This is a genomic window from Acinetobacter sp. CY05 (assembly GCF_059515805.1).
On record NZ_JCAKMW010000010.1, the window covers coordinates 41,015 to 63,671 of the forward strand.

Annotated in this window: 20 protein-coding genes; 11 read left to right on the forward strand and 9 right to left on the reverse strand. The window is 42.0% G+C overall.

What is annotated here, in order from left to right:
* Positions 1-25: 25 nt before the first annotated feature.
* From argC to rpiA, 3 genes are all read right to left on the reverse strand, one after another.
* Positions 26-1,078 (reverse strand): N-acetyl-gamma-glutamyl-phosphate reductase, encoded by a 1,053-nt coding sequence (argC, locus tag AC5YCD_RS08805; RefSeq protein WP_496129682.1) that lies wholly within the window; start codon positions 1,076-1,078, stop codon positions 26-28.
* A gap of 202 nt (positions 1,079-1,280) precedes the next feature.
* A complete protein-coding gene (locus AC5YCD_RS08810) occupies positions 1,281-1,934 on the reverse strand; it encodes a YgjP family zinc-dependent metalloprotease (RefSeq protein ID WP_496129683.1) in 654 nt (217 codons plus the stop codon).
* A 60-nt stretch (positions 1,935-1,994) separates the two neighbouring features.
* Positions 1,995-2,666, reverse strand: a complete 672-nt coding sequence (gene rpiA, locus AC5YCD_RS08815; protein ID WP_496129684.1) for a ribose-5-phosphate isomerase RpiA — start codon at positions 2,664-2,666, stop codon at positions 1,995-1,997.
* 107 nt (positions 2,667-2,773) lie between these two features.
* Between rpiA and ilvA the strand changes: the two genes are divergently transcribed.
* The gene (ilvA, locus tag AC5YCD_RS08820) at positions 2,774-4,312 is read left to right on the forward strand and encodes a threonine ammonia-lyase, biosynthetic (RefSeq protein ID WP_496129685.1); all 1,539 of its coding nucleotides are present in this window, start codon (positions 2,774-2,776) and stop codon (positions 4,310-4,312) included.
* A gap of 34 nt (positions 4,313-4,346) precedes the next feature.
* On the opposite strand, the gene AC5YCD_RS08825 is transcribed toward ilvA, so the two are convergent.
* Entirely contained in the window at positions 4,347-4,850 is a 504-nt protein-coding gene (locus tag AC5YCD_RS08825; protein ID WP_496129686.1) for a hypothetical protein, read from the reverse strand.
* Positions 4,851-4,979: 129 nt separating this feature from the next.
* Here AC5YCD_RS08825 and AC5YCD_RS08830 point away from each other — a divergent pair, with 129 nt between their 5' ends.
* The gene (locus AC5YCD_RS08830) at positions 4,980-5,639 is read left to right on the forward strand and encodes a potassium channel family protein (protein WP_496129687.1); all 660 of its coding nucleotides are present in this window, start codon (positions 4,980-4,982) and stop codon (positions 5,637-5,639) included.
* The gene (locus AC5YCD_RS08835; protein ID WP_496129688.1) at positions 5,636-6,979 is read left to right on the forward strand and encodes a TrkH family potassium uptake protein; all 1,344 of its coding nucleotides are present in this window, start codon (positions 5,636-5,638) and stop codon (positions 6,977-6,979) included. The genes AC5YCD_RS08830 and AC5YCD_RS08835 overlap by 4 nt, the downstream gene beginning before the upstream one ends.
* A 30-nt stretch (positions 6,980-7,009) precedes the next feature.
* Here AC5YCD_RS08835 and AC5YCD_RS08840 read toward each other — a convergent pair whose 3' ends face one another.
* Together AC5YCD_RS08840 and AC5YCD_RS08845 are read right to left on the reverse strand one after the other, a co-directional pair.
* A complete protein-coding gene (locus tag AC5YCD_RS08840) occupies positions 7,010-8,155 on the reverse strand; it encodes a phospholipase A (protein ID WP_496129689.1) in 1,146 nt (381 codons plus the stop codon).
* A 20-nt stretch (positions 8,156-8,175) separates the two neighbouring features.
* Positions 8,176-11,115 (reverse strand): insulinase family protein, encoded by a 2,940-nt coding sequence (locus AC5YCD_RS08845; protein WP_496129690.1) that lies wholly within the window; start codon positions 11,113-11,115, stop codon positions 8,176-8,178.
* Between the two features lie 241 nt (positions 11,116-11,356).
* Here AC5YCD_RS08845 and AC5YCD_RS08850 point away from each other — a divergent pair, with 241 nt between their 5' ends.
* The 4 genes from AC5YCD_RS08850 to AC5YCD_RS08865 all read left to right on the forward strand — a co-directional run bounded on the left by AC5YCD_RS08850 (position 11,357) and on the right by AC5YCD_RS08865 (position 13,700).
* Entirely contained in the window at positions 11,357-12,361 is a 1,005-nt protein-coding gene (locus tag AC5YCD_RS08850; protein WP_496129691.1) for an adenosine kinase, read from the forward strand.
* Between the two features lie 14 nt (positions 12,362-12,375).
* Positions 12,376-12,687 (forward strand): Rieske (2Fe-2S) protein, encoded by a 312-nt coding sequence (locus AC5YCD_RS08855; protein ID WP_496129744.1) that lies wholly within the window; start codon positions 12,376-12,378, stop codon positions 12,685-12,687.
* A 14-nt stretch (positions 12,688-12,701) separates the two neighbouring features.
* Positions 12,702-13,334: an OB-fold-containig protein gene (locus AC5YCD_RS08860; RefSeq protein ID WP_496129692.1), complete on the forward strand. Its 633-nt coding sequence runs from the start codon at positions 12,702-12,704 to the stop codon at positions 13,332-13,334.
* Positions 13,335-13,418: 84 nt separating this feature from the next.
* Entirely contained in the window at positions 13,419-13,700 is a 282-nt protein-coding gene (locus tag AC5YCD_RS08865; protein ID WP_496129693.1) for a hypothetical protein, read from the forward strand.
* A gap of 49 nt (positions 13,701-13,749) precedes the next feature.
* Here the strand turns inward: AC5YCD_RS08865 and aroC are convergent, their stop codons facing one another.
* A complete protein-coding gene (gene aroC / locus AC5YCD_RS08870) occupies positions 13,750-14,835 on the reverse strand; it encodes a chorismate synthase (protein ID WP_496129694.1) in 1,086 nt (361 codons plus the stop codon).
* 14 nt (positions 14,836-14,849) lie between these two features.
* Positions 14,850-15,860: a 50S ribosomal protein L3 N(5)-glutamine methyltransferase gene (gene prmB, locus AC5YCD_RS08875; protein ID WP_496129695.1), complete on the reverse strand. Its 1,011-nt coding sequence runs from the start codon at positions 15,858-15,860 to the stop codon at positions 14,850-14,852.
* 481 nt (positions 15,861-16,341) lie between these two features.
* Between prmB and AC5YCD_RS08880 the strand changes: the two genes are divergently transcribed.
* The 4 genes from AC5YCD_RS08880 (at position 16,342) to AC5YCD_RS08895 (ending at position 19,835) form a co-directional block, all read left to right on the forward strand.
* Positions 16,342-17,322 (forward strand): aliphatic sulfonate ABC transporter substrate-binding protein, encoded by a 981-nt coding sequence (locus AC5YCD_RS08880; protein WP_496129696.1) that lies wholly within the window; start codon positions 16,342-16,344, stop codon positions 17,320-17,322.
* A 112-nt stretch (positions 17,323-17,434) separates the two neighbouring features.
* Positions 17,435-17,737, forward strand: a complete 303-nt coding sequence (locus AC5YCD_RS08885) for a hypothetical protein (protein ID WP_496129697.1) — start codon at positions 17,435-17,437, stop codon at positions 17,735-17,737.
* A gap of 187 nt (positions 17,738-17,924) precedes the next feature.
* Positions 17,925-19,298, forward strand: a complete 1,374-nt coding sequence (locus AC5YCD_RS08890; RefSeq protein ID WP_496129698.1) for an ABC1 kinase family protein — start codon at positions 17,925-17,927, stop codon at positions 19,296-19,298.
* A 51-nt stretch (positions 19,299-19,349) separates the two neighbouring features.
* Positions 19,350-19,835 (forward strand): GNAT family N-acetyltransferase, encoded by a 486-nt coding sequence (locus AC5YCD_RS08895; RefSeq protein ID WP_496129699.1) that lies wholly within the window; start codon positions 19,350-19,352, stop codon positions 19,833-19,835.
* A 28-nt stretch (positions 19,836-19,863) separates the two neighbouring features.
* Here AC5YCD_RS08895 and AC5YCD_RS08900 read toward each other — a convergent pair whose 3' ends face one another.
* Complete coding sequence (locus AC5YCD_RS08900) at positions 19,864-22,593, reverse strand: TonB-dependent receptor plug domain-containing protein (protein ID WP_496129700.1); 2,730 nt, start codon at positions 22,591-22,593, stop codon at positions 19,864-19,866.
* Between the last annotated feature and the right edge of the window lie 64 nt (positions 22,594-22,657).

The following is a 22,657-nucleotide window of genomic DNA, read 5'->3' on the forward strand; positions in this document are numbered from 1 at the left end:
TGTGTGTGAAGTGCTAAAGCGTTTCTTATGGTAATAAGCCAATGCCTTCAAGACCAGCATTTTCGCTAAAACCAAACATTAAGTTCATGTTTTGTACAGCCTGACCTGCTGCACCTTTGACTAAATTATCTTGTGCTACCAAAATAATCAGCTTTTGTGGTTGTGGGCGATAGAGTGCAATACGTAATTGATTCGCACCACGTACTGAACGTGTCTCTGGCGAGCTGCCTGCTGGCATGACATCTACAAACTGCTCATTGGCATAGAATGCTTCATATAAGCTTTGTAAATCAGCCTCTTGGCCTTGTTCTGTCAAATCCACATAAATGGTACTTAGCATACCGCGAATCATCGGGACTAAGTGTGGCACAAACACAATGTGATCAAACACACCCTGTTGACCAGAAATATTTTCTAAGGCTTCAACAATTTCAGGATGATGACGATGACCTGCTACGCCATAGGCTTTAAAGTTATCGGCATTTTCTGAATAAATCATGCCCAGACTGGCTTTACGCCCTGCCCCTGAAACACCCGATTTAGCATCAATAATAATACTTTCTGGTTTTACTAAACCTTGCGCTTTTAATACCGGTGCTAAACCTAGCTGTACTGTGGTCGGGTAGCAACCCGGATTGCCAATCACACTCGCCTTTTTAATTTGGTCACGGTTCAGTTCAGATAAACCATAGACAGAGTCTTTTAAAATGTCTGGACAAGCATGTTCTAAGCCATACCATTTTTCAAATTGTTGTAAGTTTTGTAAACGAAAATCTGCTGCTAAGTCAATCACTTTAGTATTGGCTGCAACTAAGGCCTCAGCATGCTGCATAGCCACACCATGCGGGGTCGCAAAAAATACCACATCACATTGCTTTAATTGTTCTAGATTTAAGTCCGAATAGCATAGATCAGTGTGTCCGCGTAGGCTTGGAAACATATCATCTACACGGCGACCCGCTTCCGTACGTGAGGTAAGAAGTGTTACTTGTACATCCGGATGACGTAACAAAAGACGTAACAATTCAACGCCTGTATACCCTGTACCACCTACAATTCCGACAGTAATCACGTGCACAACCTCAATTTATCTCGTTGGTTTTCATCAAGACTTAGTATGACAGGAAGTTGACACAGACAAAACTATTTCCATGCGCTTTGTTGCTATTTAAAGCAACAGATCAACTGAATAATCAAATCAAATGAATAGGTTTTGTTTTTTTGATGAGGTATAAAGTCTACTTAGGCTAAATATAGCTGATATTTTAACGCGCTAAAATTCAATATAAAACATGAATTTGCTGCTGTTTTAAGCATTGACGATGCTGTAAATGATGGGGATCAAACTGTGCCACTAATTGCCAAAAGTCGCGGCTATGGTTCATATGCACAGTATGGGCTAATTCATGAATACAGACATAACGCACGAGTTGTTGTTCACATAATACCAAAGCACTATTGAGCATAATGTTTTTTGTTGATGAACAACTGCCCCAACGGGTCTTGGCCTGACGAATACTACAGCGTTGATAAGGCAAATGAATTTCTGTACTGATGTGCTGCAAAAATAAAGGCAAATGCTGTTTGGCATAGCTAAAAATAAAAGCTTTTAACGCGACTTGTGGCTGTGCTGCATCTAAAAATAGCTGCGGATGATCAAAAATAAAAGCCTGCTTTTGGCTTTGATAGATAATTTGTATCGGCTGTTCTAAATTAAAAAGTTGTAGTTGCTGAAGAGCAATAAAGGGGCTGACGTGTTGTTTCTGCCATGCTTCAATTAACCATGCTTGCGACTGTGCAAGAAAAGCTTGAATATGTTGCTTACGCGCCAAAATAGGTACGGTTAAGCAAATTTTATCAGGATATACCTTTAGTCTAAAACGCTTGGCGCTCAGCTTAGGTTGAATTTGAATGTCAGGTAGAGCGTTATTCATGACTTCGAATCAGGTTTTCCCAAGCCTACACGTAGACTGCTAGACTTGGGAAATTAGCCATTAACGTGCTGTACGTTCTTCAATACCGTTGTCAGTTGCAACAACCGCAATATCGGCTTTATTAATTGCGAAAATACCGTTACATACCACGCCTGGGATGTCATTGATGGTTTTTTCAAGCTCTAATGCATTTAAGATATTTAAGTTATGTATGTCTAAAATCACGTTACCGTTGTCGGTAACCACGCCTTCACGGTATACAGGGTCACCGCCTAAGCTCACGATTTTACGTGCTACAGCTGAACGTGCCATTGGAATGACTTCAACAGGAAGCGCAAAACCTACACCCAATTGATTGACCCATTTTGAATCATCGACAATACATACAAATTTTTTGGCAATCGATGCCACGATTTTTTCACGTGTTAAGGCAGCACCACCACCTTTAATCATATGTAAGTTCGCGTCAATTTCATCTGCACCATCTATATAGGCATCTAAGCTTGCAACCGAGTTCATGTCGACAACTTCAATACCAAGTTTACGTAGACGTTCTGCAGTTGCTTCTGAGCTTGAAACTGCCGCTTCAAGTTGTAATTCAGGCAACATTTCGATTAAAAAATTGACCGTACTGCCGGTACCTACGCCTAAAATACCGCCTTTTGGTAAATGCTTTAACGCAGCTTGGGCAGCTGCTTTTTTCTTTTCATCTTGGGTAGTATATAGGCTCATCGCTTTACTCGACTAAAATTTGACCTTTGTTGCTGATTTTTCAGCCCAAAAAGACAGGGGTTTGTTACAATAAGCCCCTATTTTAAACTGTTAGATGGAAGATTAACATGCTGTCTCGTTTGGTTCGACAAATTTTACAGGCAACGGTGTATGACGTTGCAATCGAAACCCCACTCGAAGCAGCGCCTCGAATTAGTGAGAAGCTTAATAATAATATTCGCTTTAAACGGGAAGATTTACAGCCGGTATTTTCATTTAAGCTGCGTGGTGCCTATAACCGTATTAGTCAATTAAGCAAAGAGCAGCTCGAGCGTGGTGTGATTACTGCCTCTGCCGGCAACCATGCCCAAGGGGTCGCGTTATCGGGTAAAAAGCTGGGTATTCGCGCCATCATCGTGATGCCAAAAACCACACCGGATATTAAAGTCCAAGCGGTAAAACGTCTAGGCGGTGAAGTGGTCTTACATGGCGACTCGTTTGATGTGGCCAATAAATATGCCATTGCCCGTGCAGCTGAAGAAGGCATGACTTTTATTCCACCCTATGACGATGAGTTGGTCATGGCTGGTCAAGGCACCATTGCCAACGAGATTTTACGTCAATGGCGTGATGTCGAATATGTTTTTGTTGCCGTTGGCGGCGGCGGTTTAATCGCAGGCGTTGCAGCCTATTTAGGCGATGTTGCGCCACACGTAAAAGTCATTCCTGTTGAATATGATGAGTCAGCTTGTTTAAAAGCAGCCCTAGAAGCGGGTGAGCGTGTCATTCTTCCATCTGTAGGTTTATTTGCCGATGGTACTGCTGTTGCACAAATTGGTGAAAAACCGTTTGAAGTGATTCGTCTACAAAAATCAGACAACTCAGGTCCAATCGTGGAGCCTGAAGTGGTCTTGGTCAATACCGATGAAATCTGTGCTGCAGTCAAAGATACCTTTGATGAATGTCGTAGTATTGTTGAACCCTCTGGTGCTATGGCATTGGCGGGTATTAAGAAGTATGTTGAAAAACATAACTTACACGGTAAAAATATGGTGTCGATTGTCTGCGGTGCCAATATGAACTTTGACCGCTTACGTTATATTGCTGAACGTACTGAGCTCGGTGAGCGCCGTGAAGCAATTTTTGCCGTGACCATTCCAGAAGAAAAGGGCTCGTTTTTAACATTCTGCCGTGCCTTACAAGGGCGTAATATTACTGAGTTTAACTACCGTGCCAGTGGTGCCACAGCCGCGCAAGTCTTTGTTGGGATTAGTCTTAAAGGCGGCGAGAAAGAGCGTCAAGACATCTATACGGCGCTAAAGACACAATATGACGTAGATGACTTATCTGATGACGAAATTGCTAAACTGCATATTCGTTATTTAATTGGCGGTCATGCTGATCTTGCCAATGAACGTTTATTCCGTGTGGAATTCCCTGAGCGCCCAGGTGCATTACTGATGTTCCTAGAACGCCTTGGTCCAACACATAACATTACCCTATTCCACTACCGTAACCACGGCGCTGCAGAAGGTCGTGTCTTGGTGGGTCTAGAAGCGACCGACGCACAGCAAAATCCAGATGGTCTCATCGAAACTTTAGAGAGCATCACCTACCCATATGACGAAGTAACCAATAACCTAGGTTATCAGCGCTTCTTAAAATAATGCCTCAAAAAACCGCCTGCATGCAGACGGTTTTTTACTCTAACACCAACAACTCTTTGTCTTCACCAAAGGTCTGGGCATAATTTTTTGTTAAGGCATCAAGCAATTCGGGTTGATGCGGCACAATCATCCAATACGGCTCTGTGTACTCTAGCACCACCACCGCCAAATCATAAGGTTCAATAAACACCTTTAAGGTATTTAAAATGACGTTATCGCCAATTTCGCTATCATAAAGCGCCGCCATAGGTGCTGTTTCTTCTTCTCGATCATCATCGTCATACAATTGATAAACACTTTGTAATTCCTCACGAATCTCGTTCTTAAGCTCGTCTAAATCTAAATTGAGTTGTTGTAAACGATAACATTGATCAAGCTGCCTTAAACTTAAATCATTACCATCAAGTGGTTGTAGATGGATGTGATAACTGTTGAGCCAACTCATAAAATGTTCAAAACGATCTAGTTCTTCAGGTAAAGGTACTTTCTTTAATTCTGGAAAGACCAACTGTAGATTTTCATATAAATTCCGAGCCACGCTACACTCCTTGTCTCGCGATAGATCAAAATTAATTATAAAATGCGTCTCCGATGATTTTTCACTGTGATTGTGTTGTTTGTATGCACTTTAGTGGTAATCACTTAACAAAAGATAAGGAACATTGACATGGCCCAATTTGCAGTCATTGGTTTAGGTGGTTTTGGGGCTGCTGTCGCCGAACAATTGATGCAACTCAATCATGATGTGATTGGCATCGATAATGAAAAAAAGTTAGTGGACAATCTTGCCGAAACGATTACCCATGCGGTGATTGCCGATGCTACAGATGAACATGTCTTGGCCGAGCTGAATATCCAAAATTGCGACGCAGCGGTTGTCGCCATTGGTGAAGATATTGAAGCGAGTATTTTATGTGTCCTACATTTAAAAAATTTAGGTCTAAAAAAGATTTGGGTCAAAGCCAACTCGAAAGCACACCATATGATTCTGACCCATTTGGGCGTAGATAAAATCATTCATCCTGAAGAAGATATGGGAATTCGTGTGGCACAATCCTTAAGCTATCCCATGGTCAGCCGTTATATGGCCTTAGATGATGATCAATACTTAGTCCGGATTGAAATTAAAGCCAATATGAATGGGATACGCTTTTACGAATTGATGCGTCATGCCACCGATATTCGCACGATTTTACATAAACGTAGGGCTAGCATTCAGTACAGCATTGACCCACAGCTGATCTTGCAACAAGGTGATATGTTGGTGATTGCCGGCGAATTGCACAATTTACGTCGCCTCTCGCAACGCTTTGTTGATGAGCTATGAAATATTTACAGTATAACTCGCACCATCAAACCATTAACTTAAGTCCGCCAAGTTTGTTGGCGCTGGGTTTTTGTATGTTTATTGCGCTGGGAACTTTATTACTTAAAGCACCCATCTCTCATCACGGTGATATTTCATGGCTAGATGCCCTCTTCACCGCCACGTCTGCGGTGACAATCACAGGATTGTCCGTGGTCAATATTGGTGACAGCTATACCACATTTGGGCAAAGCATCATTATGCTGTTGCTGCAGCTAGGTGGTTTAGGCTTTATGACCTTTGCGATTTTAGCGGCCTTGAGTCTTGCGCCTAAATTAGGACTAAAGCAACAGATGATGGCGCAAGAAAGTATAGGGTATACCAGTTTAGCCAAAGTGGTGCTGACCATTAAAGCGGTGTTTTTTTATTCCTTATTTTTTGAGTTGGTCGGTACGTGTGTATTAACTGTAGCGTGGATGCAAAACTATGACTTTGCTGAGGCGCTGTTTTATGCTGCGTTTTATAGTGTCTCCGCCTTTAATAATGGTGGCTTTGCCTTATTCCCGGGTGGTCTATTAGGTTTTGATGGACAATATATCATTACGCTCACCATTAGTTTTTTATATATTATTGGCGGCATTGGCTTTTTGGTATTACTTGATATTCAGCAGAAAAAACGCTGGAAGAAACTCTCGCCCAATAGCAAATTGGTGCTACTGACCATTTTGGCCTTAAACCTATTTGGCTTTGTTGTGATTTGGGCTTTAGAGGCACAAAATCCCTATACCATTGCGCACTTAAGCCTAGGTGAACAAGCACTACATGCGTGGTTCCATGCTACAGTGCCGCGTTCATCAGGTTTTAATAGCCTCGATATGGCAGAAATTAATGACACCACTGCCCTGATTACCATGTTACTGATGTTTATTGGTGGCGGCTCTTTAAGTACCGCAGGTGGCATTAAGGTGGGTACCTTTATTATTGTGGTATTAAGTGTGCTTAACTTCTTACGTCGCAGTGATGAGTTACGTGTTTTCAACTATGCCATTTCTGAAAAAGTCATTTTTAAGGCCATGGCCGTGGTATCAATTACTTGCATGCTGATTTTTATGGGTGTACTAGGGTTAATGATTTTTGAACCCAAGCAAAGCTTTTTAAATTTATTGTTTGAAGCCGTTTCAGCGGCTTGCACTGTAGGTTTATCACGCGGAATTACGGGTGAACTGAGCCCTATTAGCTTGGTTATTTTAATGTTGTTGATGTTTGCAGGGCGTTTAGGTCCTTTAACCTTAGCTTATTTAATTGCAACACCCAAGAAAACCCGCGTCAAACATGCCCATACCGATATTCAAATTGGTTAAAAAAAGCCGCGTATTCGCGGCTTTTTTCATCTAGAACCAATTTAGCAACGAAACACCAATACCGGCATAGGTTGCACGATGATTGTAATCAATTAAGCTTTCACCATAGCCATCAAACAATTGGAAATGACCGCGCAGTTTACCGCTAATTGGGAAGGCCCAATCAAATTGCATTGCACCGTGAGAATCTTCGCCACCTTGTAAGCTATGACGCAGCATTAAAGAAAAGTCATGCTCGTTCCAACGGTAAAAAGCCGTTAAATCACCACGACCTACATAATCATCCATATCGGCATTATTATCATCTGAGCTGTCTTCACTAATGCGATACCACGGACGTAGCATTAAAGCAAAGTTATCACGCTCAAAGCCCACATTCAGCATAATGCGGTTCCAACTACGCGATAAAGGATCTGAACGTCCATTAGACTGATGATTAAAGGTTAAACCCAATAAACGTCCACTTAAACCAAAAATCTCGTAATTGGTACGGAAGATTAAACTGGCCTCTGGTTCGTAATTGGTCTCACGAAACGGACGTGATTCATCTTCGTTATAGACTTGCCAACGTGATGATTGAGTGTAGCCTAACCAAAGATCACCGTTATCGCCAATTAAGTTTTCCATGGCCTTGGTTTTAAAGGACAATTGAAACTTCGCCTCGGTGGATTTAAGATTCTGCTCATCACCCACCTTGACTGTGTTGTCTGGATTAGGACTGGTTGGACGCTCATTCTTGTCTGTCGTCGTAAATACAGGCAATAAATACACCGGTTGGTATTCACGCAAGTTCCATGTACCGAGTTTACTATTAGGCGACAGCTCCCAGCGTTGGTCCAGTAAAGATGTGGCTGGGTTAATGTCTGCTGCTTTAACCGGCACCACTTCTTCAGCTTTATTGCGGACCTTTTCTGTTAAGCTAACAGGTGCTGCAGCGAGTGCTTTAGCCGCCTCACGCTCTGACACTAAACTTTCAGTGGGTGTAGCAGGCTTAAATAACTGATCATAACAGCTTAAGCGTTCTGAATTCGAGCTCAGTGCCGCACATGCGTGCGCACTGGCGGGTTGTAGAGTCGCTACATTGGGTTCAGCAGCATATATATGTGTCGCAGTCCCTAGGCTTAGCATTGAAATGCCAAGCCAAATTGGGCTGCGCTCAACAACCTTGAGCGCCATAGGCTTCCCCTTTTATTGTTTTAATTGACTTGATAAATCTTAAAACCAAGTGCCGTCAGTGTTTCACGTTTGGCTACAGGTGCGACCACAGCACGACTCGGTGTTTGCGCTTGTAAATACTGCTTGGCAACGCGTTGTAAGTCATCGAGCTTCACCTGAATTAAACGTTCACGTAACGTTTGACGGAATGATGGATACCGGCCATGTAACAAGGCATAACATGCAGTAATTGCTTCACCTGCTGGTGAACCTGGTTTATCCATACTGGCAATTAAACCTAAAATCGCTTCTTCTAACTGATGTGGTTGTTGCTCAGCAGTTAAGATCCACTCAATTGAGGCATTAAAGTCGGCAAAAGTTTCTGCTAAACGTGGGTCACGGTAGCTATAGAAACGGAATGAGCAGGCATTACCATCGTAGCTCGCGCCGCCGCCATAAGCACCACCTTTTTCACGAATCGCGCTATGTAAGAAGCCATTACGTAAATACGCCGCCAATACCATCAGCGGTGCAGCATCTGGATGTGATACTGGTACCGCAGGGTAAGCTGCAGCACAGAATTGCACATTAGCTTGAATCAGCCAAGCTTGATCCGCGCCGTCATCTGCTGTGGTTTTGAGTTGCTGTAGCGTAATTGGGCTGCGGTCAATGGCCACTTTATCCCAAACATTTTGTACTTCTTCCACCAAACGTTCAGACTGCTGTTCTTCACACACCAGTAAAAACTGTTTAGGCGCTTGTAATAATGTACGATGAATGACTTGTAATTCAGCAATTAAAGCATTGTAGCTATCTTCATCATTTAAGCTAGCCACCAATTGATTTAACCAGTTTAATGCACCTAAACCTGTGTTTTGATAATCACGGTTGGCTAAAGCACTATGCTGACGCGAGGCAATTTGCATCGCATAACTATGTCCAGCATCCGATACACGAGCTTGCCAACGAGTTTTACGTTGTTGTAATAGTTCAACAATACGGTCTTTTTCATCAAAACGTAGTTGCTCGAAGGCCATTTTCAACAGATTGATGGCACTTAAGTTATTCACTAAAGACTTGGTGGTTAAGGTTAACCATGCACTGATTTTACCCGCATCATCAACTTTAGAGCGTAATGAAGCCCCCATACCCAAGCCACCACTGACCGCAGTTTGCAACTGTTGCAGCTCAAGATAATCATATTCACCTGCGCCCACTTCACCCATTAAAATTGAGAGCAAGTTAAAGTACGGTGATTGCACTACAGCCTCAGGAATCTGTACCAACACTTGTTGGTAGTAAATGCCGTTGGTGCCAGCATGATAGAGATTAAGCGGCGTATCTAGACCATTGCTAATAATTTCGCGTAATTGACCTTGGACAATATGTAAATCTGCAGGAATGTCTTCTAAACCTACTTTAGGCAACAGGTTTAAATCATCTGGGGTATCTTGACGGACTTTTAAAGCTTCAGTTTGGGCAATAATTTCGGCTTTTTGCGCTTCAGTTAAGCTTGTACCAAGGGCAGCGAGACGTGCCTTTTCTGCCTCATTTTCTGCTGCGGATTTATTAGCATCTGGCACCAATGTCATTTGTACACGGTGTGGGTTATCAATCAGATGGGTTTGAATTAAGTGAGATAACCACATTGGGTCTTTCAGCTCTTCTTTCACCGCTTTAATTGCACTGTCCACATCCCAAACATCTACAGGATCGGTGTGATGAATGGCACTGCTTAAACCATTTAAAATTAAGCTTAAACCGTATGGCATACCATCGCCATTGATTTCACGTTGGTGCAGTTCAATTTGATGCAAAATCGCATTCACTAGATCTTGATTCACAGGCTGTGCAGCAACTTCGTTTAATACCTTAAACACGCCCTCTTTAAATGCTTGAGCGTGTTCAGGGTTAGAACCTTGAATACCACAATAGAAGGTCATTTCAAAGTTAGAATCATCCACACCCATCAATGGACCTGTGGATTGTGCATAACCACAGGTTTCCAAATAATGACGTAGAGGGGAAGCAGAATCTTCGAGTAAAATACCTTCAACTAAACGCATACCCAAGCGTAATTTAATGTTGCTGGCTTGTGGCAATAACCATGACATCACATGATAGGTTTTATCGCTTAGATCATCTGCATCTAGTGCATAGGTTTCTGTGACTTGAATCGGTGCGGCTAGGCGTGTTTCAGGCGTTGAATGTAGCGTTTGGCCTTTGCCAAATTTGGCTAAAGCCAGAGTTTCAAATTGCTCTTGTAAATCATAAGCCGATTGATTACCAAAGGTCATAAACACCGCATTACTTGGATGGTAATGCGATTTATAAAATTCAAGCAATTCATCATAGCTTAAATCAGGAATGTCTTTAGGATCACCACCTGAGTTGTAATGGTAGGTAGTATGCGGGAATAGATGCTGGGCCAATTGGTGGTAAAGCTGATCGGTTGGCGAACTCATCGCACCTTTCATCTCATTAAATACCACGCCTTTATACACCGGCTCGCCATTTTCGAGCTCAATACGAATGCCTTCTTGGGCAAAATCCAGCGGATTTAAATTGGCTGCAAAAGCGGCATCTAAGTAGACTTCAAGTAAATTTTGGAAATCTTTTTTGTTTTGCGTTGCAAATGGGTACGCGGTCCAGTCTGCAGCGGTAAAAGCGTTCATAAAAGTATTGAGTGAACGACGAATCATTAAAAAGAATGGGTCGCGTACAGGGAATTTTTCTGAACCACACAGCGCCGTGTGTTCTAAAATATGCGCCTCGCCTTTTGAATCCATCGGTTGAGTACGAAAAGCCACCAAAAATACATTTTCATCGTGGTCAGTTGCCAAATGATAATGTACCGCGCCTGTGACGATATGTTGGTATTCAGAGACAAAAATATCTAAGGCTTCGACATGGTGTTGACGTACCAACTGAAACGCAGGATGTACGGTGATGGTTTGAGTTTCAGTGACATCTACAGTCATGTGATCTCCAAATAAAAATTAAAAAAACTGTTCTCATTATAACGACAGTTTTGCTAAAAATTCATGCCAATCCAAAAAGCTGAGTTATTCACTCAAGATTCCGCTCAATTTGCACAAATTTCACTCACTTGCTGTCATTTGAGCCTATTATATTTTAGCCTGAATTTTATTCAGCAAACTGTATCCAAGTTGAACAATCATGTAAAATCTGATTTTTCTTATTGAATGTGAATGAAAAGACATGGCAACTGTTGATCTTTTTGCAATTGGTAATGCGTTAATTGACCAAGAATTTAAAGTTTCTGATGCATTTTTACTTGAACAAAACTTGCAAAAAGGCACCATGCAACTCACCGATGGCGCAACCCAAGCGGCTTTATATGCCAATTTACAAGCCAGCCAAGTCTATAAAGGCCAAGCCTCGGGCGGTTCTGCCGCCAACACTACAGTGGCTTTTGCAGCCCTTGGTGGTTCAGCCTTTTATGCGTGTCGTGTCGGGAATGATGATTTAGGCGCAACTTACTTACAAGGTTTAAGCGATGCGGGGATTCAAACCACCCCTCGCTCTGTCAGCCAAGGGGTCACGGGGACATGTATGGTATTGGTCAGCCCTGACTCTGAACGTACCATGCATACTTGTTTGGGCATTACCGCAGAATTAACCAGCGAGCAAATTGATTTCAGTCCGCTTGAAACTGCCAAATGGTTATATATCGAAGGCTATTTATCCACCAGCGACAGTGCACGTTTAGCGGTTAAACAAGCACGTCAAATTGCCAAAGCCAATGATGTTAAAATTGCTTTAACCTTATCTGACCCTGCCATGGTGCAATATGCACGTCAAGGTTTAGATGAGTTAATCGATGATGGCGTTGATCTTTTATTCTGTAATGAACAAGAAGCTTTAATGTACAGCAACACTGATACTCTAGATGCTGCGCTTGCTGTATTGCGTCAAAAAAGTCAGTACGTTGTCATTACATTAAGCGAAAAAGGCGCTTTAATTGCCACGCAAGACACGCAATTTAAAGTTGCAGGTCGCAAAGTGACTGCCGTAGATGCCAACGGAGCCGGTGATGCTTTTGCGGGTGCATTTCTTTATGCGCTCAATGCAGATTTAGGTTTACAAAGCGCGGCTGAATTGGCTATTTTAATTTCAAGTCAAGTGGTGTCACAATTTGGCCCACGTTTAGACTTAAATGACTATGCAACACTGCTGAATACATTGCAAAAGGACCCTGCATAATGCAAAAAATTTGCATGACCGAAGACGTACCAGAACGTGAAGCGCGCAGCTTTGATTTAGACAATGGGGATAAAATTTTTATTACCCAACGCGACGGCTGTTTCTTCGCTTACCAAAACTTATGTCCACATTTACAAGTGGAACTTGAGTTTTTAGAAAATCAATTTTTAGACCGTGAGCAAGAATATATTGAATGTTCAACCCACGGCGCACTATTTTTAGTCGAAAGTGGTGAATGTGTCTCTGGCCCTTGCCAAGGTCAAGCCTTAGAGAAAGTCGCTATTAGCGTACATTCTGACGGCGGCATTTATATCGCCCAAGATTAATAGGACCTGCCAGCATGCTTGAGCTGTTACAACATTGGCATCTAATGCCCTTTCATTTTAGTGTGTTGTTATTACTAGGCTTAAGCATGGTAGAAACGGTGGGCTTTTATTTAAAAGCCCCACCGAGTCTGTGGTTGAAACGCTGTATTCCTACTAAATTACGCCATGCCGATTTACTCAACGTTAAGTTTTCAAAATTACTGATTGTGGTTTTTTTACTGATGAACTTTAGTTGTGTCGGTTATGTCTTGCAATTTAGTATTTATGCCCAGCAAAATGCCTTTGCTCCTTTTTATTATGTCTTTTTCCCCGCGCTGATTTTAGCCATCTTTTTTACCGCCTTTATGATTCATTGTCTGGATCAAGTCTTACCCCCCAAACATCAACATGTTGAACCTGATTTATTGGGACGACTGGCCACCTTAGTTGCTAAAGCCCGCCCAAGTTTCCCTGCCGAAGCACGGATTCGCGATGAATTTGGTCGCCTACACATTGTTGATGTAGAACCTGAATTTGGCGAATTAGAAGCCAACAGCCAAGTCATTTTAATTCGTATGAAACGTGGGCACTATGTGGCTAAAAAAATCGCCCAATCCCAACCGTTAGTAAATCCCAGTCAACAGATAAAAAAAAATCAAGATATTTGATGTTTTTTTAGACACTTATATCAAGCTGTTACTCTTGTACGCTTTAATTTGATTAGACTGCTGGTTTTTCACAAGGACAATACAATGTTAGGTCAACTCTTAAAAAGCGTAACAGAAGTGGGCGTTAATGAACTTTGGAAACAACATGGTCAGCAAGTACAAGGCTTGGTGGTACAACAGCTATTAAATGTGGCAGAAGATAAAATTTCACAGGACGAAGAGCTGACCAAAACAGTCAAGCAAATTTACCAATTATTACCTGCCAACATCACCGCGCTATTACCTGCCGATTTAATTGTCAACAAAGTCATTGAAAACAAAGCGCTGATTTTAAGCCAAGTGCAACAGCTGCGCAGCAAAGCGTAAACCATAAAAAAATCCAGATACAAAATCTGGATTTTTTTATTTTTAGCGATTAGATCGGTTCAAATGGTTGTACCACATCAGCATTTTGTGCACGGTGACGCAGAAAATGATCCATTAACACAATCGCAAGCATCGCTTCAGCAATCGGTGTCGCACGCACACCTACACATGGATCATGACGACCTTTAGTTAAAACATCAGTATCTTCACGATCAAGGGTAATGGTTTTACCCGGTGTGGTGATTGAAGCAGTTGGTTTTAAAGCAATCGCGACACGAATGTCTTGACCACTTGAAATTCCACCCAAAATACCGCCGGCATGATTAGCTAAGAAACCATCTGTTGTGAGTTCATCACGGGTCTCATGACCAAATTGCTCGGCTACAGCAAAGCCATCGCCAATTTCAACGCCTTTAACCGCGTTAATTGACATCATGGCATGTGCAATATCAGCATCTAAACGATCAAAGACTGGCTCACCCCAACCGACAGGTACATTTTCTGCAATGATTTCGAGTTTTGCGCCACAGCTGGTGCCTTGTTCACGTAAAGATGTCACTAAGGCTTCAAAACGCGGCACTGCATTCACATCACCACAGAAAAATGGGTTATTCGGTACTTCGTTCCAATCGAGTTGCGTGGTTTTTTCAGTGCCAATTTGCGTGACATGACCACGAATTAAGATCCCAAATTTCTCGCTTAAATATTTTTTGGCAATTGCACCAGCTGCCACACGCATCGCTGTTTCGCGCGCGCTTGAGCGACCACCACCACGGTAATCACGGAAACCATACTTATGGGTATAGGTATAATCTGCATGATTTGGACGGAAGGTTTGTGCAATATTGCCATAGTCTTTGGATTTTTGATCGGTGTTACGGATCAATAAACCAATCGACGTCCCTGTGGTTTTACCCTCAAAAACCCCAGAGATAATTTCTACTTGGTCAGGCTCTTTACGCTGAGTGGCAAATTTTGATGTACCCGGCTTACGACGGTCTAAATCATATTGCAAATCAGCTGCTGACAATTCAATCCCCGGTGGCACGCCATCGACAATGGCCATCAGACCAACGCCATGAGATTCACCGCAAGTCGTTACACGGAACAGTTGCCCTATACTATTACCTGCCATGTTCAACGACTCCTTTATGCTTGAACAGATTGAATAAATAAATCACGGAATTGACGGCATTGAGCTGCTGTGAGTGCAAAAATACCTGTGCCGCCTTTTTGGAATTGTAACCAATAGAAATCAACTGTATTGAAGTTTTGACGCATGGCCCATTCAGAGTTGCCCACTTCAATCACAATTAGACCATCTTCAGTTAAATAATCTGCTGCTTGTGCCAGCATTTTACGCACTAAATCTAAACCGTCTTGACCTGCTGCAAGGGCAAGTTCTGGCTCATGATGGAATTCATCTGGTAAATCAGCCATATCTTCTGCATCCACGTATGGCGGATTAGATACGATTAAATCATATTGATTTTCGGCAGGAATTTTGGCAAATAAATCAGATTCAAGTAATGCCACTTGATACTGTTTGTTATGATGTTCTGCATTAATTGATGCTACTTCTAAAGCTTCTTTAGAAATATCAGTGGCATCAACATCAGCATCAGGGAAGGCATAAGCCAAAGCGATGGCAATACAACCTGAACCTGTACACATATCTAAAATACGCTGCGGCGTTTTTGGATTTGGGTTTTCAGGTAAGTTGTTTACCGCTTGACCCATTTGACCATTTTCGCCTAAGCAATATGGTGCAAAACGGTTTTCGATCAATTCTGCAATCGGTGAACGTGGAATCAGTACACGCTCATCAACATAAAATGGCTTACCAAAGAAGTAAGACAAGTTAAGTAGGTAAGATGTTGGCACACGTTCGTTAATACGACGTTCGAGCAGGCTTAAAAATTCAGCTTTTTCACTTGGGAGAAGTTTAGCATCTAAGATTTCGTTGTCTGCATTCCAATCTAAAGACAAGGTTTGTAAAACCAAAGCAGAGCTTTCTGCAAAATAATCTTCTGTACCTTGACCTAAATGCGCATCGTATTGACGTAATGCTGTGACACCAAAACGAATAAAATCACGAATGGTGATTAGTGTTTCAGCGGCTTCCTGTAAATGTTCAGGGCTAATTGTCGGTCGATCCACTTAAGGCGTCTCCAAGGTTAATTTTTTAAAACGCTCTATGATACCTTGTTTTTAGTGCTTTTTCGCCCATCTGTATAGAAAAAATCCTCTAGCGCCTATGGCATCAAAATTCAGCCAAGCCCCCAAAATGCCTTTCGCTTAATCTGATTAGAATTGAATCTGTCGTATGCATTTTGCAACAGCTAAAATTTAGCTAAGTTAGGCTAAAATCTATAAATATTATGGATTCAAGAAGTTAAGCCACTATAGCATTTTCGTTGATGTGCTTATGCAAAAATTCTGCAGTAAAGCTTAAAAAACTACTTTATTTTGAATTTAGATCCACAACAACAGTATAAAACAATGAAAAAAATCATCTTTACATGGCTGTTTTCAGCTCAAGCTAAGAATCAACCATCGAGCTTAAGTGATGCGCGAATGGACATGTGTATTTTTCTTTAAATCCACATGTTCATTTTAAAACGATAAGAGGCATCCCAGCATGAAGGCACCATATTTCGCACTCACATTCATCACAAGCTGTGCTTTAAGCGCATGTACCCAACCTACCAATCAGACTACAAGCCCTCAACAACCTGCTGCGAACGAGTTAAAGCATTTGGTGATTGGTTATCAAAAATCATCTCTAAATTCAATTACGTTAAAATCTGATCCAACACTTTTAAAAACTTATTTCCCGCATACGCAAATTGAATGGAAAGAGTTCCCTGCAGGACCACAACTCTTAGAAGCTTTATCCGTAGGTTCGGTGGATTTTGGTTCAGCGGGCAATACTCCGCCGCTCTTTGCACAATCAGGCAATAAAAATTTAACCTATGTGGCTTATGAAAAATCGCATCCCAAAAGTTTAGGCTTGTTGGTGGATAAACATAGTCCGATTCAAAGCTTGCAAGATTTAAAAGGCAAACGTATTGCCCTGCAACGTGGTTCCAATGCACATGACTTATTGGATAAAATTTTACAAAAAGCTGAGCTGTCATGGTCTGATATTGAACCGATTTGGCTCGCACCTGCCGATGCACGCGCAGCTTTTGATAAAAAAACTGTGGATGCTTGGCTGATCTGGGAACCATTTCAATCTGTAGCCTTACAAGGTGGACATGCACGAGTACTTACCGATGCACAACCTTTTGAACAAGGCTATAGCTTTGTGATTGCCAATCCAGATTTTGTTCAACAACACCCTCAAGCAGTTACTCAATATATTCATGCTTCTAATGCAGCTGCAAAATGGGTGGTTCAACAGCATCAAGATGCAGTGCAACTGTATAGTAAAGCCATTGGTGTCAGTCCTGAAATTGCTGATATAGTTTTGCAAAAGCGTTATCAACCGTCTTTGCTGGCCACCCTGACACCTGATGTGGTTCAAGCCCAACAACATATTGCCGATCGTTTTAGCGCAGAAAAACTCATTCCGCAAAAAATTGAGGTAAGCAAATTTGTCTATAACAGCCTCCCATAACAACATGCATCCAAACTGTAGCAGCCTCTGGGCTGCTTTTTTTATCGGGCTTGATTTTTAAAAGATTGACCGCATATTGATGCTGTTTTTCTTTTTCAGCCAAATTATTTTTATGAGCTATAAGCACAATAACTTAATGGCCATGCGTCAACAGTACTGGCAAGATCAATCCGAGCAGGTTTGTCATGAAAAAGCCGCGCTACAACAGCTCATACATGAGCAAAAGCTATTTGCGCAGCCCAGCCTTGAAGATGCCAAGTACGTGTTCTTTCAACTTCCGAGCCAAATTATTATTCAAGGTTATGCCTTAGGTTTTATCCATCCCAAAGTGCAAAGTTTAATGATTGCCTTTTTAAGCGCCTATAAAGATCAATTGATGCAAAAATTACCTTTTAAAGTGGCTTATCGTTGTTAAGTTAATGCATATACAGCTCTAAGCTTATAATGTCGATTGATGTAAAGCTTAGGCTATTTTTTAGGTGATCTGTTGCCAAAATGTTGTTGCTTGAATGTTTGAACTTTTTTAATACGTTCAGACAGGTTAATATCCAGTACAATCAAATTATTCTGCGAATTATTGCATCTTCAAAGGTTTAATATACATGTCAGATCAGCACGATAAGCTTAAACAACTCAAAACCTCCTCTATGGATCGACGCTTATCGATCGCCAAGGCGTCGTTACTTGCCGGTACGCGTTGGGCTGCATCTAGTGCGACTTCGATGTTTTCAAGCGAAGCGGAAAAAGAAAAAAAGCGCAAGCAAGCCATGAAAGAACAAGCTGAGTATTTGGTGGCCGAAATTGGCAAGCTCAAAGGCTCAATTGTTAAAATTGGCCAAATGATGGCGCTGTATGGCGAACATTTTCTACCCGAAGAAATCACCCAAGCTTTAAATACGCTCAATAACCAAACTGTAGCACTCGATTGGCCTGCCATTAAAAGCCAGTTACGCAGTCAATTGGGCAATAAACTTGATGATTTAACCATTGATCGTGAACCTTTAGGCACGGCGTCTTTGGCTCAAGTGCACCGTGCAGTGCGTAAATCCGATGGTTTAGAGTTGGTGCTTAAAGTGCAATATCCGGGCGTGGCCGATGCTATTGATTCCGATATGAGTCTGTTTAAAAACATGCTTAAGTTGACTCGTATGGTGCCGCAAACCCGCGAATTTGATCAATGGTTTGATGAAGTACGCGAGATGATGCACCGTGAGGTGGATTATGAAATTGAAGCTGCCACCACCCGCCGCTTTAACCAACGCTTAAAACAAGACCCACGTTATATTGTGCCAACCATCATTGATGAGTATTGCACTAACCGCGTGTTGTGTATGACCTTTGAACGTGGTGTCCCCATCAACAGCCCTGTGATGCTGTCTTTACCGCAAGAACGTCGTAATCGTTTAGGTGAAGCCTCGCTTGAAATTGCGGTAAGGGAAATTTTTGAATGGGGCGAGATGCAAACCGACCCGAATTTTGGTAACTATTTGGTACGTTTGGGCAATGGCACAGAGATTCAAGACCAAATTGTGTTGCTAGACTTTGGTGCGATTCGTCAATTTGACCAGCATTTACTCGGCATGGCACGTAACTTAATTAAAGCAGGCTACCATCATGACCCTATTGCTATGGTCAACGCCATGCGCGGCTATGAGTTTTTTGATGCCATTCCTGAGGCGATTAAACCAGATATGGCCAAGGTATTTTTATTGGCTACAGAAGCATTTAGTAGTTTAGACAACAATAAACAAATTCCTGAAGGCGTGATGGATACAGATCATCGCTATGATTGGAAAAAAAGCCAATTGCATAGTCGTGTGATGCAACAAGCCTCTAAATCAATGGCATCGCGTTATTTTAGCGTGCCGCCTAAAGAATTTATGTTTATTAGTCGCAAGTTCATTGGTGCCTATACCTTTATGACCGTGATTGAAGCCAAAACCGATGTGCATAGCATGATTCAAAAATATATTTAACGATTGTGACGCTAAAGAGGTGCCCTGCATCTCTTTTTTTATGGGTTTATTATGTATTTTCTACGTTCGATTCAATCACAAGATGATGCCGCTTTAGCGACAATTATCCGCCAAGTTTCCCAAGAATATGGCTTAGCACCAGACTCTGGTTTTGCTGTCGCTGACCCGATTCTTGATCATTTATCAGAAGTTTATAGCCAGCCCAAAGCCGCGTATTGGGTGGTTAGCAATGATTATGGTGAAGTCTTTGGCGGTGGCGGAATTGCGCCCTTACAAGGCGCGGATCATATTTTAGAAATTCAAAAAATGTATTTTTTAAGCGATATTCGCGGGCAAGGTTTAGCCAAACAAATCTTAACGCAGGCTTTTGAATTTGCGCAAGCTCAAGGAGCAAAGCAAATTTATTTAGAAACAACCGCTTGCCTAAAAGAAGCTGTCAGCTTATATGAGCGTTTAGGTTTTGAATATTTAGATGCACCACTTGGCAACACTGGGCACAGCGCTGCTTGTGAAATTTGGATGGCAAAAACCTTATAAAAAAGCCCGCGATTGCGGGCTTTTTCAATTAAAAGGCGAATTTCAAATTCAGATAATACTGCTGTAAGCGTGGATCACTAAATTTACTTAAATAGGTATTGCTCATGTCTTTTTCTGCTTCACCAAACAGATTTTTGATGCCAAAGCTAATTTCAGGTGAGCCATATTGCGCTAATTTACTGCTATAACGTGCATACACATCATGGTACATCTGTGCATCGACTGTATCTTTGCCTTGTAGCAAAATTGCGGTTTCATTTTTTAGATCGTATTTTCCATAGTATTGCATGGCCCAACCAAAGCCCCATGCATCTGTGGCTTGTAAAAATGCCGCTGCATTAAAACGATGTTTTAATGGCCCTGCATCATCATTATTGGGGTCATTCAAATAGCTTGTTGCTGCTTTGCCGATTTGTTCTTGCTGATTATATTTTTCTGTCCAAGTATAACCAGCATTTAAGTTAAGCTCCCCCAAACGCGTGTTCATTTGATATGACAGTTGCGTATCAATGCCACTGGTTTCTAACCATAAGGCATTAAATGGCGTGGTATTTACAGTTTGTAAATTGCCCGCTGCATCACGGTGAATACGGTTGGCATAGCTCCCATCTTGGGCATTGGCATCTAAAATCGCCTGTGCACTTAAACTGGTAATGTTATTGTTTTTTTGAATGTTAAAGTAATCAATTGTCCAACGTAGACCTGCCAAGGCTTGCGGGGTAATCACTAAACCTGCTCCAAAACTGGTGGCGGTTTCTGGGGTTAAATTTGGATTCCCCCCGCCTGTGGTAAACAGCTCAACTTGCTGATTGCCATTTAAAGGATCAGTGACTGTGGTTTCTGTGGTGGCTAAAGTTTCTTCGGCTAATTGTGCAGCCGTCGGCACAATAAAACCTTTGCTATATGAACCACGCAGCATAATGCTGTCATTGGGTGCTAAACGAAAACCCAATGTGGGTGAAGTTTGGCTAAAATCACCACTGTTTTTAATGCTGTAATTTTCATAACGTGCTGCCAATTGTAGATCAAATAGCTTCAACCATGCTAAATCCTGCTGTGCTGAAATCAATGGAATATTCAATTCGGCATACAGCGACTGGCTATCAACCGCTTTTTGGGTAAAAGGTAAATCAGGATTATTTAAAGATTGGGTTTCAGAACGGCTGCTACTTTGCCAATCCGTGTAACCAAGACCTGTCGCAAGGGTAATGTCGCCAGCATACCAAGTGGCAAGCGGGCCATGCGCGCGTAAGTTCCACTCTTGTAAAGTTTGATCGGTATCGTTTTGCGCAACAGCCCAATAACCTTGATTTAAATCTAAATCAAAACTGGTCACATCGCTTAAAAAGTCAATTTTACCACTGGCAATATCTGCATTAAATTTGTTGGTGCCTTTGGTTGGACGACGTTGGTAACGAATACTTTTATCAGTATTGCTCCAAGCATAATCACCAATCACTCGCCAATCATCTGTCATTTTATATTCAAAACCTGTAGCCACACGTTGCATGGTGGCGTCCATTTCACGGTTACGCAAACTCAAGCCATTGGCATAATTTGGTGAATAGGTAATGAATATATCTTTGCCAAAGGGGTTTTGCGGATTATCTGCCGTGAGTGTTACTGTACCAAAACCATGATAATTACCAGCACTTGCCACATGTTGGCGCTCGTAAGCCGCTTCTACATAGACATTCAGTTGATCGCTAAAATCACGATTAATATTTAAACTATAAGATTCGTTGTCTTGTTCGCCAATTAAAGTGGCAGCACCTGAATCACCGCCAATACCACTCGCAAGCCCTAAGGCATATTGCCCAATAGTTTCTTTAAATGGTTCAATGCCTTCAGCCGAGCCAGTATAGCCTTTGGGTACATACGCATAGCTTGAACCTGCGCCTGCAAAGAGTTCAGAACCATCTTTGCTACGAATATTGGTGAGATGTCCCATCGGTGGATTGACCGCTACACCTTTGCTCATGCCATAAATGGCATCTGGGTTATTCGCAAGTTCAATTTGACGTTGTTTAAGTTTAAAACCACGATCCCGCGCTTTAAGCTGATTGCTCTCTTGTTTTTGTGCCGTCAACATCACTTGAGTACGACCCTCCTCAAGTGCAAAACCTGTGGTGAGGTTTAAAGTGGTCATGGCACTATCAGAATTGACGCTATTGTCATAACGCAGATTAGCTTCTGTCCCCACATAATCACGGCGTAATACCACATTAATAACACCACCAAGAGCATTACTGCCATAGAGTGCTGCCGCGGAACTCGGTAACACTTCAATACGCTCAATAGCAGCCAAAGGAATACCTTTTAAGTTTTGTTGATCACTCGCTTCAGATACACCTCGCCCGCCTACCCCTGCGCCACGGCGCCCATTAATCAGCACCAAAGTATGACTTGCGCCCAAACCACGTAAATTAATTTGACTGCTGTTGCCTGTCCAACCACTGGCAGAATCGTTGGCAACTGCAACGTTCATGCTCAAGCTTTTTTGCAGCAATTCATCAATCGTAGTCGCACCTGATTTAGCAATCTCTTCGCGGTCTATTATTTGTAAAGCCTGTGCATCATCTTCTGTGCGTACCAAGTCCATATTGCCTTGAAAAGCGTGTTGTTCTGCCTGTGCTGTGACAGAAATGGTTTCTAAAATATTGTCTTGAGCCCATGCAGATGCGCTTGGTGCACACATCGCAAACACTATAGAAAGACGTAAAAATTGCTGCGGCGTAATAGAAGCCAAAGACTGCATGCACATCATCCTGATCATGAATTATGATAAAATTTCAGCGCATGATAATCTAATTGATAATTAT